The organism is Pseudomonas sp. 10S5 (assembly GCF_035019745.1).
Lineage (GTDB): Bacteria > Pseudomonadota > Gammaproteobacteria > Pseudomonadales > Pseudomonadaceae > Aquipseudomonas.
In genome coordinates, this window is sequence record NZ_JASJVL010000034.1 from 1 (window position 1) to 16,950 (window position 16,950).

Sequence of the window (16,950 nt, forward strand, 5' to 3'; positions counted from 1 at the left end):
TTGAGTCCAGTGGCATACAGAACTCAGGCCGCGTAGCTTATTCAATCACTGTCCAACATTTGGGGCGCAGTTCATTCTGTGGGAGCAGGCTTACCTGCCAATGCCATTACTCGATCTGCCTGACTCTCCTTGGAGCGTCGCCCGCGCAGATTTTCTCCTGCAGAAATTTGACTTGTCTGAGCGTCTACCGCTCCCTCATCGCCTCGGTATGCGCTTTCAGCACCGGCTTGAGCAGATAGTCCATGACGCTTTTTTCGCCGGTGATGATGTCCACGGTGGCGACCATGCCGGGGATGATCAGCAGCGGTTTGGCGTCGGAGCCCAGGTGGTTTTTGTCGGTGCGGACTTGGATTAAATAGAAGCTGTTGCCCTTGTCGTCGGTGATGGTGTCGGCGCCGATCAGTTCCAGTTTAGCTTTCAGGCCGCCGTAGATGGTGTAGTCGTAGGCGCTGAACTTGACCATCGCCGGTTGTCCCGGGTGCAGGAACGCCACGTCTTGCGGGCGCTGTATGACTAACCTTTTCCAAGTGTTGGCACCGGTAAGAATTTTTGAACATGGCAGGCAGTTATGATTTGATTGCGAAACCAAAGGCTAGCATCATCTCGGTCTGCTAATTCACTCCATAGCATTTCCAAAGTAAAACGCTTGAACCCTTTCGGCATATCATAAAACGCTAACTTTTGATCATTCCATAATAATGCTTGAATACGACGAGGCAAAGTCAAAATAAAGTCCGTGCCGTGGACCATATTCAGAGCCGCAAGATAAGTATTGGCTTTTGCAATTATTTGGCGGCGGTAGCCCTGTTGTTCCAACCAACCATCTACCATGTTTGTTTCTGATGTCCATGGTGTCGGGAAAATATGCTGTCGGGAGGTAAACATGTCAATGTCCATTGACTGGACCGTCGATGATGAGTCTTTATCCATGACGCAAACTAAATCATCTTCAGTTAATGTGCGTGACTTTAAACTGGTATGGATGTGGTGATAGTTAGGCCCGAAACAAAAAGCCAAATCCAGGCTTCCGTCGTTTAGTTCTTCAGTGGGTATTTTTTTTCCAAATTTTATAACATTTACAACTACTTCACGGCCACATTGGTTGAAATTTTTTAATAGCGTAGGTAGCAACAAAAGTTCGAAGTATTCAGGAGCGCAAATGTTAAATGTAGTGGGAAGTTGGTTTGGTGCCAATAAGTCTAATCCGGAATGACATAGATTTATTTTGTCCAGTATCTGAAGAACGTGGCTGTACATGGTAGACGCTTTTAAAGTAGGGCGCATTCCAATGCGAGTGTTAATAAAAAGCTCATCCCCGAAGCCAATACGTAATTTTTTCAAGCAGTAGCTAACAGTAGATTGACTTACAAATAGAGCTTCTGACGTGTCGGTGACGCTGTTTCGCTCGTACAGCGTGACAAAAATCATTAGGTCTTGCATGTCGAGTTTTCTTAGATAATTACTATTTAGCATAATTCGCCTCAGTACTCATAGGCTACGGCAATGGCCAAGGCTAACATCGATGATCTGCATATTAAAATGGCATTTTTAATTTTTAAATTGTGCGTAGGAAGCTTCCCTATTATATTTTTTCTGCGCAATCAGCGCTTCACTATGAAAATGAATAAAGGCAGCAGGCATGTTTGTACGTGTGACAGAAAACTCAACGCCATTATGGTTGCAAGCAGCAGAGTTCGTAAAAAAGAAATTTCTTACAGTATATAAAGCTGATATTGATCCAGGTCCTCAGTATTTGCGCTAACTCAAAATGGCATAGGGTCGTTTTTATCCTGCGCAGGTATAACGTTTGCGGATCATCGGAAGCTTTTTTCGGAGCAATACCTTGCACTTCCTATAGAAAGGGTTTTGTCGGACCGTTTCCATAAACAGATCAATCGATTCTCAATTGCGGAAGTCGGAAATCTCATCTCCAATCAAGAAACTGCCGGCCGCATCTTGGTAGATATGATCCCGTTGCTCGCTTGGTCTATGGGCGCGAAGTACCTAATCTGCACGGTTACGCCAAAAGTTCAGCGGATGATGGAGGCTTGTCAGATCGTTTTCGAACCGCTCATTATGGCAACGCCAGAGGGTTTAACCGATCGCGGTAAAAAAGATTGGGGAACCTATTACTCGGAACAGCCAGTAACCGGGTTTATTCGCATCGATCCAAAACGCTCAAGGTTTGCTGAATTGACCATGAAGGCGTCTTTTCATCTCCCAATTGAAGAGAGCATGAGGGCCGCTCCATGAGCTTCGACTTCATAGAAGCGCTACGGTCTTCTTTGGCCCAATATAGTGACAAAGTCTGTGCGGTCGACTTAGCTGTTCTGGGTTCAGGAAATGTGAGGGAACTCACATACGGAGAGCTTGAAAAGCGTGCGCTGAATCTGGCGGTAAATTTACAACGCTGTTTTTTTCAGACGAGCCATAGCCATCGGGCGGTCGTCGGGATTGTGACACGTAATTGCATAGATTGGTTAATAGCCGACCTAGCCTGTTTATTTGCTGGTATGACGTCGCTTCCACTGCCTTTGGCGTTCAGCCGTTCCCAAGCTGAACATCTAGCCGATCGCTGTGATGGTTTTCTAGTTGACCCCTTTGGACAACAAATAATTGAAGAGCGCTGGTCTCTAAAAATGCCCAGTGAGAAGGTCTGGTGCATTGATAACGCACCTCTTGAAAAAACTCTTTTGCCTGTGCCTGGTGTTGACCATGATTGGACTTGCAAGATTATCCATACTTCAGGCACCACAAGCCGCCCAAAAGGAGTTTGTCTTAGGCGCTCAGCCATAAGTCAAGTGTTGGCGTCGCTTCGCAAAGAAATGCCCTCAAGCGTGCATCGTAATTATCTATCTTTGGTGCCCCTGAGCCTGTTGCTGGAGCAAATTACCGGTGCTTATTTGCCGCTGCTAAGTGGCGGAACAATCAAATTTTTGCCTCAGAGCGAAATGCTACTGGGGGAGTCAAGGGCGTCACCTGCGCGGCTTTTGGAATGGATACTACATTTGCAGCCTTCCGCCTTGACTGTACCTCCGGTAATGATCAATCACTTCTACGAAAAACTTTCTTGCAATGATGCTGATGGTAAGCGATTAGCCCGCTATCTACGCTCCAGCGTTCATATAACTTGCGGTGGTGCGGCCGTCAGTGTGGATGTCCTGAATGCGTTAAGTCAGCGGGGGATTTCGGTTTTTCAAGGCTATGGTCTTAGCGAAAATACCTCCGTAGTCAGCATGAACACAATCGAACAACAGCGTATCGGCAGTGTTGGCAAACCATTGCCTCACGTGCAGGTTCGTATCGGTGTGGATCATACAATTGAAATTAAGAGCAGCTCATTATTTTGTGGATACTCAGGCAAGGATCCAAGTTCCTGCGTGATGACCCGCGATGGCTGGATGGATACAGGCGATCTTGGAGAGCTGGACAGCGAGGGTTTCCTATACGTCCATGGTCGTAAGAAAAACATTATATGCCTGCCCAGCGGACGAAACGTTAGCCCTGAACAGATCGAACTTGAATATCGCCAATATCCGGGTGTCCATGACGCAGTCGTATTTCTTGATGAGCATCATCGATTGATTGGGTTGCTGTGCCTAAAAAACATGCCAGACCGAGCCGAACTAATCGCGTGGTCGGCTCGCTGCTTTTCTGATTTCGAACGCCCGGACAGACTATGGCTGGTGTCATTGGATGAACCCAAGCTAAAAGAACTTTATACCGTTACTGGTCGACCGAAGCGCGTTGAGATTGCTGATGCATATGCCGAAAAATTCCCCATCAATCAACTAGCGAGTCTATCCCATGATCTTATCCTCCTCTCAGTTTAAAGTCGACGAAGCGAACTATATTGTCATCGAACCCACTCAATTCACCAATATAACAACGCGCGAAGAATTATTTGGTTTGCTTGAAAAGCATGGAGTTATTAAATTGAGAAGCTGTATTGATGATGAGCTAGATTTTAGTGATTATGTTCGCAAAAATAGTGCTCGATTAAGCCTCGATCCAGCGCGAGTTATGGTAGGAGGTGCTGCGCAATTAGTCGATGCAGGGACTCAAGCTGTTGGCTTGCACTGTGAGAACGGAAACTCGCCATTCTGGCCAGACCTTACATGGTTTTATTGTAAGGAGGCTCCAGAGGTAGGTTCGCAAACGACACTATGTGACGGTCAAAAAGTGTTGAAAATGCTTTCTTCAGAATGTCACTCCTTCTTCGACACAAACTTAATTCGTTACAGTCGCCGGGTGGCGGGGGAAAAGTGGCGTCTTTTGGTCTGCTATTACTCAGAGCATCTTAACGATCCGAGTACGGTAAATTTTTATGATTTACTTGACGTTATTGGCGGCAATCCTCAGGTGAAAATTTTACACGATGCTTGCGATGACTCAATCCACTACACCTTCACGACTTCGGCGATTCAATCGTCACGCTTCAGCTCAAGGCTAGCCTTTGCGAATAATATTCTAGGCCCTTCCTACAACTACGAAATACCAGTGATCGATACGGTATCAGGGTTAGCTATTCCGGAGAGATTTATTGATGAACTAAAGTTTTGTTCAGAACAGTGTACTTTTTTAGCGGATTGGCGCGACAACGATTTAATTGTAATTGATAACCGACGGGTAATGCATGGACGCCAACCGATAATTGATGAGCGTCGGTGCATTTTCAATGCATTGAGCTATTGCTAAGGCCAAATGATGAAGACTATGAGATACGAAATCATCTCAGGAAATTATGAGACATATATGGATGGTGACAGCCGTAGGATAATTGATCTGTCCGGCGGTTTCGGATATCAAGTGCCTCAGGTAATCGATGCAGTGGCGCTGCAGGCGCAACAGATGGGCTTATCCAATAGGGTCCTTATGTCTGAGCCACTTATAAGGTTGTGTCGAAAGCTGGCGGAAATTCTTCCTGATCCGTTAGTAAGCTCCTATGTTTGTAACTCTGGTGACGAAGCGTTCGAGGGTGCATTGAAACTATGCAAAGGACTGCATCCGCGACGTAATACCATCGTTTACATTAAAGGTGGAGATTACGGTTCTTTGACATATGGTCGCTGTCTCAATCAGCCACAGGAGTATGAGGAGGTTCAACGCTTCCTTGGCTTTCGTTCTATAGCAATTGGAAGCCTAGAGGACTTAAATAACGTGGACTGGCGTGATTGTTTCGCAGTTTGCCATGCCAATATTGGAATTGGCACTGACGGTAATCAACGGTTGATATCACATGATTTGATTGATTTCTTGTATTCGTTGGCGGCAAGAGAGCATATACCAGTAATAGGTGTCGATGTGCAGAGTTGCCTAGGCAGTCTCGGAACACTATTCGGCTTTCAGCAGTATTCTCATGTGCCGAGCATTGTGGTTTTGGGGGGAGCCCTCGGAGGCGGCGCGCTTCCTATCGGTACTTATACTTGTAGTGAAAATATCGCCTACAAAGTCTATGGTCGTAGTAGCCCAGCAAAACATGGCAGTACTACTGCCGGTAATCCGATGGCTTGCGTTGCTGCGATTGCAGCGTTGGATCACGTCATATCGATTGATGCTCCGGTTCGCTGTGAGGAAAACGGTAGAATACTTGGCGACGTTTTGGAGGACTTTGATTTGAGGGTTCATGGGGGGTGGGTCGGAATGTCACTGGACGAAAAGTGCGATGTTTTATTGTTACAAAAAGAACTCTATTCTCGCGGTGTGTATGTCAATGTTCCGACAGGGCGAGAGTTGATATTGCGTATTCCTATCACCGCTCGCTCGGAGCAAATTGCACGTGCGGCCACAGCTATCAAGGAGACCTACTCTCATGTCCTCAATCATGCAGCATGAGCAATTGCTTGATGATTGCCAGCGTCACTGGAGTGCGTCAGCTACGAAACTTTATCGACTAGGTAACACCAGCGTCGAAAAAAAAGCCGATGGCGTATACGTTACTGATAACAATGGCAAACGCTTCATCGACTGTGCATGCAGTTACGGCGTGTTTGTTGTAGGGCATCGTAACCCTATGGTTCTTGAGAGTGTTCAAGATCAGCTCAATATCATGGCTTGGGCGCCCCAAGATCGACTACATTCTTCGCAAACTTCGCTCTCCGACCGATTGAAAAACATCGTGCCGGGAAAATGGGGTGATGTGCGCTACATGGTGTCCGGGGCCGAGGCGATTGAGCAGACGCTACGCTATATCCTTAAGGTACAAAAGCACCGGCGAGGAGTCGTAGTCATGAATGACTCATACCATGGCAAGACCTTAGCGGCGATGAGCATCCTTGGTCAACAACAGCACCAACGCTCCTACGGTAACCACGATTCGGAGGTGACCTTTGTACCCTATGGGGATTTTTCAGCTTTGCAACATGCGGTTGGTAAGGGCGTGTGTGCCGTTTATATTGAGCCGATCCTGGGTGGGGCTCATTTAACGGTTCCACCAGTTGGCTACATGGCCAGCGTCAGAGAACTATGCAATGCCACTGAAACCATTTTGGTGGCCGACGAAATCCAGACTGGTTTCGGGCGTTGCGGAAAATGGTTTGCGGTCGACTATGACCAAATAGTGCCAGACATAATGATTCTGTCCAAAGGGTTGACTGGCGGTTACACGTCATTCGCTTGTGCACTGTACAGCGAGCGGTTGTCCCGTAAGCATCCTTTGCAACAAGTCGAGACTGAGCAGCGAAGCAATGGCGGACATCCACTGGCCTGCGTATCTGCGTTGGCTGCTATCAATTACATCGAGCAGCACAATCTTGTAGGGCAGTCACGGGTCAATGGCAACTTGTTCCGTTACGGATTGCAGCGATTGGCAGAACGTTATCCGAAAATCGTCAAGGATGTTCCGGGTATTGGCCTGATGTTAGGTTTACGTTTACGTGGGTCGGTCTATGAGACGCTAATGACTTTGGAGTTGGGTAAGCGTGGTGTGCATGCAGGACACTCGATGAATGAAAGAGCCGATAACCCGGTTCTTCGTTTTTACCCTCCGCTGAACATCACTAGCGAAGCCTTACATCATGTCCTTAACATGATCGAGGCGTCACTTGAGGCCACTTCAAAACGACCCAGATTTGTTGTGAAGGCGTTCGCGTTGATTGTTCGATATATGTATCACATTCCCAACACGCTGCTGCGTCGCAGGCAAGCCAGTTGACCATGATTAATCCAGATAATTTAACACTGTCGGAAATGGCTGGGCTGATTCGGCGAGGTATTCTGACAAGCGAAAAACTGGTGCGGCATTATCTCAAGCGTATTTCTGAGCGAAATCCGAAAATCAATGCATTAGTCCAGTTCGGAGCTGAAGAGATAGTTTTGAAGCAGGCAAAACATGCCGATGATTTAGCTAGCAAGGGACAATTTCTAGGCCCGCTGCATGGTATTCCACTTACTATCAAAGACGTGTGCCATGTTGAAGGCTTTCGAATGTCACGGGGTTTGTCAGAATTGCAGGGTGAACCCAGCCAGCACGATGCTACGGTGGTCAGTCGACTGCGTATGGCTGGTGCAATTGTCCTCGGCATTAGTAATGTGCCTGAGCTGTGCATGGCGTTCGAGACTGAAAATCTGTTGTATGGCCGCACGGTCAATCCCTACGACGCTACCCGTTCAGCGGGAGGAAGCAGTGGGGGGGAAGCGGCATCAATTGCGGCAGGATGCTCGCCGGCGGGTCTTGCCTCGGATGCATGCGGTAGTGTGCGAATACCGGCACACTTCAACGGTATTTCTGGTTTGAAATTGACTCAGGGTCGGGTTCCACTCACCGGCCAGTTTCCAAACGAGCGCTCAGGGCTTTTCCACCTGACGTCTTCATACAGTGTGATGGGGCGTTATGTAGATGATATAGCACTTCTTGGTAAATTGATTAGTGGTAGCGACGGCCAAGATCCGGACACCGTAGATGTTCCGTTCACCGCCAGTGAACCACTATCGGAATTACGTGTGGCATTGTCTTGGGACCATTCACACAGCCTTGTCAGTCCAGCGGTATCAAATGTATTGCTACGGATTGCCGCTTGTTTGGGCGATGTGGTATTGGATATTACGGACAATTCTCCGCCCTTGCTCAATGAGGCTAGCGCGGTGCTTTGGCGAGTTTTTATCACCGGTGGTGATGGAGGACGCAGTTGGAAAAATATGTTTACAGCGATGAACAAGCAATCATGTACAAGAGCTACGCATCAGCTTATGCAAATGAGCGATAGCGTCGATTTAAACGTAGATGAAATGAAGAGGGATTGGATCATGATTGATACTTTCCGCTTTCAGTTGGCGAAATTTTTTAACCAGTATGACTTATTCATCTGTCCTGTATTCCCAGACGTAGCATTCGCTCACGGGCAATCCCTTGCGGACATAGATCAATATGGCTTTGTGTTCCCGTTCAGTCTCTCTGGTTCACCTGCAGTGGTAATTCGCGGTGGGTATGATCCGGAGACAGGGTTGCCAGTAGGCATCCAGATCGTAGGACCACATTGGAAAGAGGAGCGAATATTGGCGGTTGCAAAGTTTCTTGAGCGCGCAGTGGACCGATGGCAACCGGTGTACCCCGCCAGCGGCACCGGACAGATGAGCATTTCGGTTGAGTCTCTCTAAGTAAAACTTATGGATGCTGGTCGCGCCGGCTAGCACTCCTTGCCTTGCTAAATCGCTAGAGAATTAGCGAACTTCAAGGTAACGTGCTGGTTTGGTAAATGTTAGGTACGTACTTAGATTTGTTAGGGCCGCATCGACCAATGGCATGATCCGCTGGCCAAGTTGAACAACCAATTTGAATGTTACTAGTCGCTAACGCATAGAAAAATACTTGGCGTAATACGTTGGATTAAAACGCGGCACCATTAAGAGCATCGCCATCATCACCACTGCCAAACACCACCACGCCCACTCGAAGCTGCCCAAACGATCGCGGATAATTCCGGCGAGCAACGGGGAGAGCCCTGCGATCAAATAACCAACGCCTTGGGCGAAAGCGGTTAGGCCGCCAGCACGCTGTGGGTTATCCAGATGATCCATGGTAACGATCAGGCTCATGGGAAACAGGCCGCCGATTCCCAATCCCAAAAGACAAGGCCATATCAAGCTGAAGCCATCAGGGCTGGTGGCCAGGCCGCAAAAGCCGATAATGATCAACAGTAGCAGCACCGCCAGCACCCTGCGTTTGTCCCGGCTGCGATTGGCAAGAGCGGGAGTCGCTAGACCCGACAAAACTTCCATGGCTGTCATAAAGCTCAACATCAATCCGGCGCCCTGTTCGCTCCAGCCTTTTTCGACGTAGTACGGTGCAAGCCAAGCCAGTACACAGGTATATGAGGCCGTGCCCAATCCGAAGAAAATCCCCAATGTCCAGGCTCTGGGTTTTCCAATGAAGGCTTCGTCGGGGCAGGTCGGAACGTCTGCTGAATCGGCGACGGATGAGCGCTGACCAAGCCAGAACACCAGCGCGACCAACGCCAGTGCTCCCCATGAGCCCAAGCCTATCTGCCAGCTAGCGGTGCTGACCATAATCAGCGGACTGAGCGAAGCAGCGATAGCAGCACCGCCCATGATGGCGGTGACATACAAACCCATGAACAGCGACACGTTCGAGCCGAAGCGCCGCTTGATCAGCGCCGGCATCAGTGACTGAATCATCGCAATCCCCAATCCGGCTGATACCGCGCTGAGAATCAGTCCGGTGGACGAGTCGAGGTAAACGCGCAAGCTCGTTGAAACACCGATAACCAGCAAGGACAGGGCGATTGTTCGGTGCTCGCCCATGCGTCGGGCGATGCGCATCCCGAAAAACATCGCCAAGCCCATGGTCATCACTGGCAGCATTGTCAGCAATGACGCCATGCCGAACGAGAGATCAATATCCCCACGGATCGTCGAAAGTAAGGGGCCAACGGCGGCCATTGCCGGGCGTAGATTTAACGCGATCAACACGATGCTGATCGTTAACGACAGCGCGTGGGTGCTTACAGTACGAATGTTTTCCATAATCAAACCTTTAATACTCCCGCCAGCGATTAGGCCAGCGTGTAGCTCATGCAAGCAAATTAAAAGTTCGTTCTGGGTATCTGAAAATTAATGGCTAGTCTGGATTTGCAGGTCTCAGACGAACCTCTTCCCGAATAAATTCGGTCCCACGCCCATGAACTGCGCCCCAGAGGTTGGATCTATGTCCGACTACTGGGGCGCAGTTCAATTTGACTGTCTGGACGTTTTACCGCTCCCTCATCGCCTCGGTATGCGCTTTCAGCACTGGCTTGAGCAAATAATCCATGACGCTTTTCTCTCCGGTGATGATGTCCACGGTGGCCACCATGCCGGGGATGATCAGCAGCGGTTTGGCATCGCTGCCCAGATGGTTTTTGTCGGTGCGGACCTGGATTAAATAGAAGCTGTTGCCCTTGTCATCGGTGATGGTGTCGGCACCGATCAGCTCCAGTTTGGCTTTGAGGCCGCCATAAATGGTGTAGTCGTAGGCGCTGAATTTGACCATGGCGGGCTGTCCCGGGTGCAGAAAGGCCACGTCTTGTGGGCGGACTCTGGCCTCGATCAGCAGGTTGTCTTCCAAAGGCACGACTTCCACCATGTCGCTGCCAGGCTGAACCACGCCGCCGATGGTATTGACCTTCATTACTTTGATGATGCCGTGTACCGGTGAGACCACTGTAGTGCGGCTGACCCGGTCATCAATGGCGATACTGGTGGCCGTAAGTTTCGACAAGTCGGTGCGTTTATCGTTGAGATCTTTGGACGCGTCAGAGCGGAATACGAATTCCGATTCTTGGACCTTACTTTTTATTTCGTTGATTGCTGCTTCAGCACGGGGGATCGCTAGAGTGGTGGCGTCCATGGCACCGCGCGCTTCAACGGCGTTGCGTTTGAGGCGCAGAATTTCCACCGGAGACACGGCGCCAGTGTTCACCAGCGGCGCCGACATGCTCATTTCTTGTTGAAGCAGACTCAGACTGTTGCGGTATTGCTCCTGCTTGGAACGGAACTCAGCCAACTCTTGAGTTTTTTGCAGCAATTGCTGATTCAGTGTGCGCTGTTCGCTGCTCAGGCGCCGCTGCCGAGATTGATACAGCGAAAGCTCATCGGCGGCCACTTGAGGCGCTTTTTTAACCACGTCATCTGAGAGTTTGAACGGTCGCCCCTCTGATTCAGCCGACAAGCGTTCAACTTGGGCAATTAGCGCGTAACGGTCGGCTTCGCTTTCGCCTTTGTTGGAGAGAAAGCGCGTGTCGTCCAGGCGCAGCAAGGTGTCGCCCTTGTTCACCATTTGCCCCTCGCGGACAAAAATTTCGGTGACAATCCCACCTTCCAGGTTTTGAATGACCTGCACTTTGCTCGAGGGAATGGCTTTGCCTTCACCCATGGTGACCTCTTCGAGTACCGCAAATTTGGCCCAGACCAATGCTGAAATGATCAGCGCGGCGGCGATCCAGACGGTCAAGCGTGAACCTCGGGGCGAATCCTGCGCGACAACGCCAGCCACTTCGGGCATGAATTCGGTGTCGGCAGATTTACCGAAATGAAAGTAGCCGCGCTGGCCGGTTGTCACTGACATATGAGAGGGCTTCCTAGACCGCTGCCGAGCCGACGCGGCCCTTGCGTAACGCTTCGATGACGATGTCTTTTGGACCATCGGCAACGACTTTGCCGTTGTCCAATACCACTAATCGGTCCACCAGACTTAGCATCGAGGTGCGGTGAGTGACCAACAATAGGGTTTTGCCTTGCATCCAGCCGTGCAGGCGTTGGCGCAGAGCTTCTTCGCTGCTGTTGTCCATAGCGCTGGTGGGTTCGTCGAGCAACAAAATCGGTGGGTCCAGCAGTAGTGCCCGAGCCATCAATACTGCTTGGCGTTGCCCGCCGGACAGCAGCTGTCCGCGCTCGCCCACCGGCCGATCAAAGCCTTGTGGATGCTGCCGGGCCAGTTCGCTTACGCCGGTCATGTCCGCCACTTCGAGCATTCGCGCATCGCTGATGTAACGCGCGCCCAAGGTCAGGTTGTCGCGCAGGCTGCCGGCCAGAAGCGGCAGATCGTGGGCCACATAACCAATTTGTTGCCGCAGGTCAGCCACGTCTAATTGCCGTAGGTCCAGACCATCGAGCAATAGCTGACCTTCTTCCGGGGCGTAGAAACCCATGAGCAACCGCGCCAAGGTGCTTTTACCTGAGCCGCTGCGGCCGATGATGCCAATACGTTCGCCTTGCTTTACCGCGAAATTGACCGTATGCAGCGCCGGAGTGCTTTGCCCGTTGTAGCGAAAAGTCACGTGATGGACCTCTAAGGCCCCTTTGAGTTGGGTGCGTTCCAGCGGTCTTTGCTTGGCGTCGCGCTCTTGCGGGAGGGCCATCAGCGCGTCGGTACTTTTCATTGTCAGTTGCGCTTGTTGATAGCGCGTAATGAGCCCGGCGATTTGCCCGAGTGGCGCCAGCACCCGACTGCCGAGCATGTAAGTAGCAACCAGCGCACCGACGCTCAAATTGCCGGCGATGATGCTGTAGACCCCTGCCACGATGGTCGCCATCCCGCAAAACTGCTGAATGAACAGCGTGCCATTGGTGGCTAGCGCCGAGAGGTTGCGGGCGTGGCTGTCGAGGCGGGTAAGGGCGCCGTGGGTGGCTTCCCATTTGTGTTGGCGCTCACTCTCGGCGCTACAGGCCTTGAGGGTTTCAAGGCCGCCGAGGGTTTCAATGAGGAGTGCCTGGCGTTCGGCGCCCAACGACAAACTTCGCTGCACGGTGTCGCGCAGCCGAGCTTGAATCAACAACGCGAAGATGATTGTGATGGGAAACGCCACTATTGGAATCACCACTAGCCAGCCGCCGAGCAGGCCGATTACGCCCAGCATCAGCACGGCGAACGGCAAGTCGATCAAACTGGTGAGGGTGACTGCCGTTAGAAATTCACGCAGGCCTTGGAAGTCATGGATGCTTTGGGCGAAGCCACCGATGGTCGCGGGGCGGGCCTTCATCGACATACCAGTAATGCGCTCAAACAATGTTGCCGACAGGATGATGTCGGTCTTCTTGCCAGCTTGATCCAGTAAGTGTGCGCGAACCACTCGCAAGATCAGCTCGAAAACCGTACCGACCAATAACCCTATTGATAGCACCCACAGGGTCGAAGTGGCCTGGTTTGGTACGACCCGATCATAAGTTTGCATGACGAACAAAGGCACCATCAGTCCGAGCACGTTAATGCACAGACTGGCGAGAATCGCATCGCTGTATAACCAGCGCGAAAGTTTCACGGTGTCGCGAAACCAGGCTTCTACCCTCGGCACCAGTGGCGAGCGTAGCTCTTCGAGTTCGTGGCGTGGGCGGGCGAACAAGGCTTGGCCGCTGTAGTTTTCCAGTAGTTCCTCGCGGCTTACCCATTGCTCGCCGCCTTCGGCCTCGCTGGGCAGAATCAATGCGCGATCATCGTCGGACCAACGCCTGAGAACGGCGCAGCGGTTGTTTTTCAGCAGCAACAGCACCGGTAAATTTAAGGCCGACAGATCGTTGAGTTGACGTCGCAAGAGGCGTGCTTGCAAACCCGCGCGCGCCGCAGCCCGAGGCAGCAGGTCGACGGTCAGTCGCTGCTGTTTCAGTGGCAGGCCTGCGCTCAGGCTGGCCCGGCTGACGGTGCAGTCGTGCAGCTTGCAAAGGATCAGCAAACCGTCGAGTAAGGGGTCGTCGAAACTCAGTCGGGGGTCGACTGATACGTTTTCCATGGTGGTCAAATTAGGCTACTCCGAGACGACAACCTTTATTTCATTTCTGGCAAACGGGCTTCGCTTTTGACGTCCGAGACCGCCACTGCTTCTGCGGGTAAAACCACGCGTAACTGACGCAACAGTTCGCCGGTGGTCGCTAGCACCCGGTACATGGAGTATTCCTCGGTGTAACGCACCTCGGTATAGCGACGGGCGGCATTGAAGAGTTCGTTTTCGCTATCGAGCAAGTCGAGCAGGGTCCGTTGACCCAAGCCAAACTGGTCCTGATAAGCCGCTCGAACCTTGGTCGTGGTTTCTGCATATTCGCGCGCAATGGGTGTTTGGATGTGCGCGTTGTTCATTGCGTTCCATGCCAGCGACAGGTTTTCGTTAAGCGTGCGCAGGGCGTTGTTGCGAATGTCCATTGACTGATTGATTCGGTAAGCGTCGCCTTGCAAGCGCGCCTTGTCACGGTTGCCGTTGAACAGGTTGTAGTTCATCACGACGGCCGCGCGCCATTCATTGTCGTAGCCGGGCTCGCCTTGCAGGTTTTCGTTGGCGCCCGTTGCCAGCTCGGCATCGAAACGCGGGTAGAACGGTGATTTAGCAACCTCATATTGGCTTTCGGCCGATTGCACGTCCGCTTGGGCAGACTTCAAGTATGGGTTGTTCGCCAGCATCGATTGGCGGGCATCCACAAGGTTATTGGGTACCTGACCCTTGATCGTCGGTGGCGTTTCCAGTTCGTCAGGCATACGACCCACCGCGCTGAAGAAGTTCGCTTCTGCGTCAGCCAGGTCTACCTGGGCGGTATAAAAATTGTCCTGCGCCAATGCGCGACGGGCTTTGGATTGGTCAAGGTCAGCATTGGTGCCTACGCCTCTGCTGCTGCGTAAACCGATCTGATCATTGATACGCAAGTGTGCTTGAAGGTTGTTCTTAGCCAGGGTCAACAGCTCACGTCGTTTCAGCACATCCAGGTAGACCTCAATCGCCCGCAACGCGACATCTTCCGAGACGCCTTGAACATAGTAAGCGCGGGAATTAACCACCGATTGAGTACGGTGAACTTCGTTCGGTGTGTTGAACCCATCAAACAACATTTGCCGCAGTCGTAGCTCGGACTGGGTGTAGTTAAGCGTCTCTCTACCTCTGCCGGTAAGGGCTCTGGTCGTTGGGCTGTCGATGCCTTCACGGCCGTATCCGGCAATTAAATCCACCGTCGGCAAATACCCGCCCCTTGCAATTTTGACGTCTTGATCTGCGGCCAGTCGACTATTCGAATTGGAGTGAACCTCCGGGTGATATTCGATAGTGCTTTGGATCGCTTGGGTGATTGACATGGCATGAGCGGTTGTACAGGTCATTGCTAACAAAATTGCGCTGCAGAGGGGGTTCAAAACGCGCATGTACTTCTCCCTAATACTTGATGGTGTGTCGTTATCGCCAATAAATTGGCGAAAAACTTAGCTGAAAACGTATCAGAATTGTAACAACAGGGTTAACAACTTTTTGACGCTTTATTAAGACGATTTCTTCATAACGGTTATGCCAAAAAAAACTTATGCGTAGTTCTGATTTACAGACATTGTTTCACTCGTAAATCGCTTAATGGCTAACGCTATAGGGGGTTTTAGACGATTCTAAGAAAAGTTCAAACACCATTAAAAAAATAAAGCGGCGCTGCAATAAAGGTCAAAAACAAAGTTATACGAGGTGACGTTTTATTGTCGCTGCATACTGGCTTAGTGATATTGCGTTTCTTTTGATGAACAGGTTCTTGAACGATATGTAGTATTTACATCGGATTTTGTAAGAAAGCCGTTCTTCGAGGTGCGGTGCTTTTACAGGTCCAGTAGCCGACAGACGTCGGTAACGGAGGAGTGGATATGGCCAAGTTGATCGGTACCGTCACGCACGTTGTGGGCGAAGTTTTCGCGGTTACGGGGGATGGAACCCACCGCGCTCTGGTAGCGGGTGATCAGGTATTTGCAGGTGAGCGCCTGCAAACCGGTCCAGTGGGTGCCGTTGCGGTGCACCTTACTGACGGTGGTGAGCTGACGTTGGGCCGTGACAGCAGCATGCCGCTGACCCCTGAAATTCTGGCCAACCATGCGACACACATCGACACCCCGGACACGACAGCGCCTACCGAGGCGCAATTGACCGATGTTCAACAGTTGCAGCAAGCTATCGCGGCCGGCGGTGACCCGACAAAGATTGCTGACCCAGCTGCCGCTGGTCCGGCTATTAATGACGTAGCGGGCGCATTGGGGGGCGGACATTCCTTCGTTTTGCTAACTGAAGTGGGTGGGCGTGTCGATCCGGTAGTCGGTTTCCCGACCGCTGGCTTGAGCAGCGCACCGATATTCCCTGAAGGTCAAGTCGCTCCCCTCACGGATAACGGCTCGGGCACTCCCGCAGAGGTCATTGCACCGCCGGATAACGGTTCGGGTAATCCCGCAGGGGGCGTTGCACCGCCTGATAACGGCCCGGGAAGTCCCCCAGGGGGCGTTGCACCGCCTGATACCAGTATCAGCATTGTTGGATTGAACGTGAGTAGCGGTGAACTGACCGTCAACGAGGCCAATTTGCCCCTCGGTTCTGCGGCCAATCCTGGCGCATTGACCCAAAGTGGAAGTTTTACCATTAACGCTGCGGACGGGTTGAAAGGTTTGACCATTGATGGCGTTAACGTAATTACCAATGGCAAAGCGAGTGGTTTCCCCCAAGCGATTGATACCGGGCTGGGCAATACGCTGACCGTGACCGGCTATAACTCCCAAACTGGCGTGGTCTCCTACACCTACACCTTAAATGGTGCGCAATCCCATGCTCCCGGCAATGGCACTAACGACATAATCGACCATCTTCCAGTGGTAGCGACCAATAACGATGGGAATGTGGCCACCGGTAGTGTCGACGTTAACATCATCGACGACGTACCTAAGGCGTTTGACGACAGCAACCCAAACATAGCGTCCGAAAGCCTGCTTACCCTGACCGGTAACGTGCTGACCAACGACATCCAAGGCGCTGATCGCATTCCGAGCGGTCCGATTGTTGGCGGTACTTTTGTCGGTACATACGGCACGTTGGTGCTGGCGGTGGATGGCTCTTACACCTACACCCTCCATCCCCATGATCCGAGTTTCATCAAGCTGCATGATGGGGGCAATGGCACTGATACGTTCACCTACACCCTCAAGGATGCGGACGGCGACACCAGCCAGGCAAACCTGGTGTTGCA

12 protein-coding genes and 1 pseudogene are annotated in these 16,950 nt (G+C 51.3%); 7 read left to right on the forward strand and 6 right to left on the reverse strand.

Annotated elements, in window-relative coordinates:
• Positions 1–184 precede the first annotated feature (184 nt).
• Both QN378_RS23030 and QN378_RS23035 read right to left on the reverse strand, forming a co-directional pair.
• Positions 185–505: pseudogene (locus QN378_RS23030) on the reverse strand (HlyD family type I secretion periplasmic adaptor subunit); the annotation flags it as partial.
• 8 nt (positions 506–513) lie between these two features.
• On the reverse strand, positions 514–1,473 hold the full coding sequence (locus tag QN378_RS23035) for a LysR family transcriptional regulator (protein WP_323551033.1): 960 nt from the start codon (positions 1,471–1,473) through the stop codon (positions 514–516).
• 300 nt (positions 1,474–1,773) lie between these two features.
• Here QN378_RS23035 and QN378_RS23040 point away from each other — a divergent pair, with 300 nt between their 5' ends.
• From QN378_RS23040 to QN378_RS23065, 6 genes are read left to right on the forward strand one after another with little or no spacing between them, the layout of a single operon-like run.
• Entirely contained in the window at positions 1,774–2,253 is a 480-nt protein-coding gene (locus QN378_RS23040) for a thermostable hemolysin (RefSeq protein ID WP_323551035.1), read from the forward strand.
• Entirely contained in the window at positions 2,250–3,833 is a 1,584-nt protein-coding gene (locus QN378_RS23045; RefSeq protein WP_323551032.1) for an AMP-binding protein, read from the forward strand. The genes QN378_RS23040 and QN378_RS23045 overlap by 4 nt, the downstream gene beginning before the upstream one ends.
• On the forward strand, positions 3,808–4,698 hold the full coding sequence (locus QN378_RS23050; RefSeq protein WP_323551031.1) for a TauD/TfdA family dioxygenase: 891 nt from the start codon (positions 3,808–3,810) through the stop codon (positions 4,696–4,698). The genes QN378_RS23045 and QN378_RS23050 overlap by 26 nt, the downstream gene beginning before the upstream one ends.
• 18 nt (positions 4,699–4,716) lie before the next feature.
• Positions 4,717–5,835 carry an aminotransferase class III-fold pyridoxal phosphate-dependent enzyme gene (locus QN378_RS23055; protein ID WP_323551030.1) on the forward strand — a complete coding sequence of 373 codons (1,119 nt, stop codon included), beginning with the start codon at positions 4,717–4,719 and terminating at the stop codon, positions 5,833–5,835.
• A complete protein-coding gene (locus QN378_RS23060) occupies positions 5,813–7,153 on the forward strand; it encodes an aspartate aminotransferase family protein (RefSeq protein WP_323551029.1) in 1,341 nt (446 codons plus the stop codon). Before QN378_RS23055 ends, QN378_RS23060 begins: the two co-directional genes overlap by 23 nt.
• A gap of 2 nt (positions 7,154–7,155) precedes the next feature.
• On the forward strand, positions 7,156–8,595 hold the full coding sequence (locus QN378_RS23065) for an amidase (protein ID WP_323551034.1): 1,440 nt from the start codon (positions 7,156–7,158) through the stop codon (positions 8,593–8,595).
• A gap of 192 nt (positions 8,596–8,787) precedes the next feature.
• On the opposite strand, the gene QN378_RS23070 is transcribed toward QN378_RS23065, so the two are convergent.
• From QN378_RS23070 to QN378_RS23085, 4 genes are all read right to left on the reverse strand, one after another.
• Positions 8,788–9,981, reverse strand: coding sequence for a cyanate transporter (locus QN378_RS23070; protein ID WP_323551028.1), 1,194 nt, complete (start codon positions 9,979–9,981; stop codon positions 8,788–8,790).
• Between the two features lie 226 nt (positions 9,982–10,207).
• Entirely contained in the window at positions 10,208–11,560 is a 1,353-nt protein-coding gene (locus tag QN378_RS23075) for an HlyD family type I secretion periplasmic adaptor subunit (protein ID WP_322204718.1), read from the reverse strand.
• A gap of 13 nt (positions 11,561–11,573) precedes the next feature.
• Entirely contained in the window at positions 11,574–13,718 is a 2,145-nt protein-coding gene (locus QN378_RS23080; protein WP_407074122.1) for a type I secretion system permease/ATPase, read from the reverse strand.
• Between the two features lie 35 nt (positions 13,719–13,753).
• Positions 13,754–15,109 (reverse strand): TolC family outer membrane protein, encoded by a 1,356-nt coding sequence (locus QN378_RS23085; protein ID WP_322204716.1) that lies wholly within the window; start codon positions 15,107–15,109, stop codon positions 13,754–13,756.
• Between the two features lie 480 nt (positions 15,110–15,589).
• Here QN378_RS23085 and QN378_RS23090 point away from each other — a divergent pair.
• Positions 15,590–16,950 (forward strand): retention module-containing protein (locus QN378_RS23090; RefSeq protein ID WP_323551027.1); only part of this gene is annotated, 1,361 nt, incomplete at its 3' end.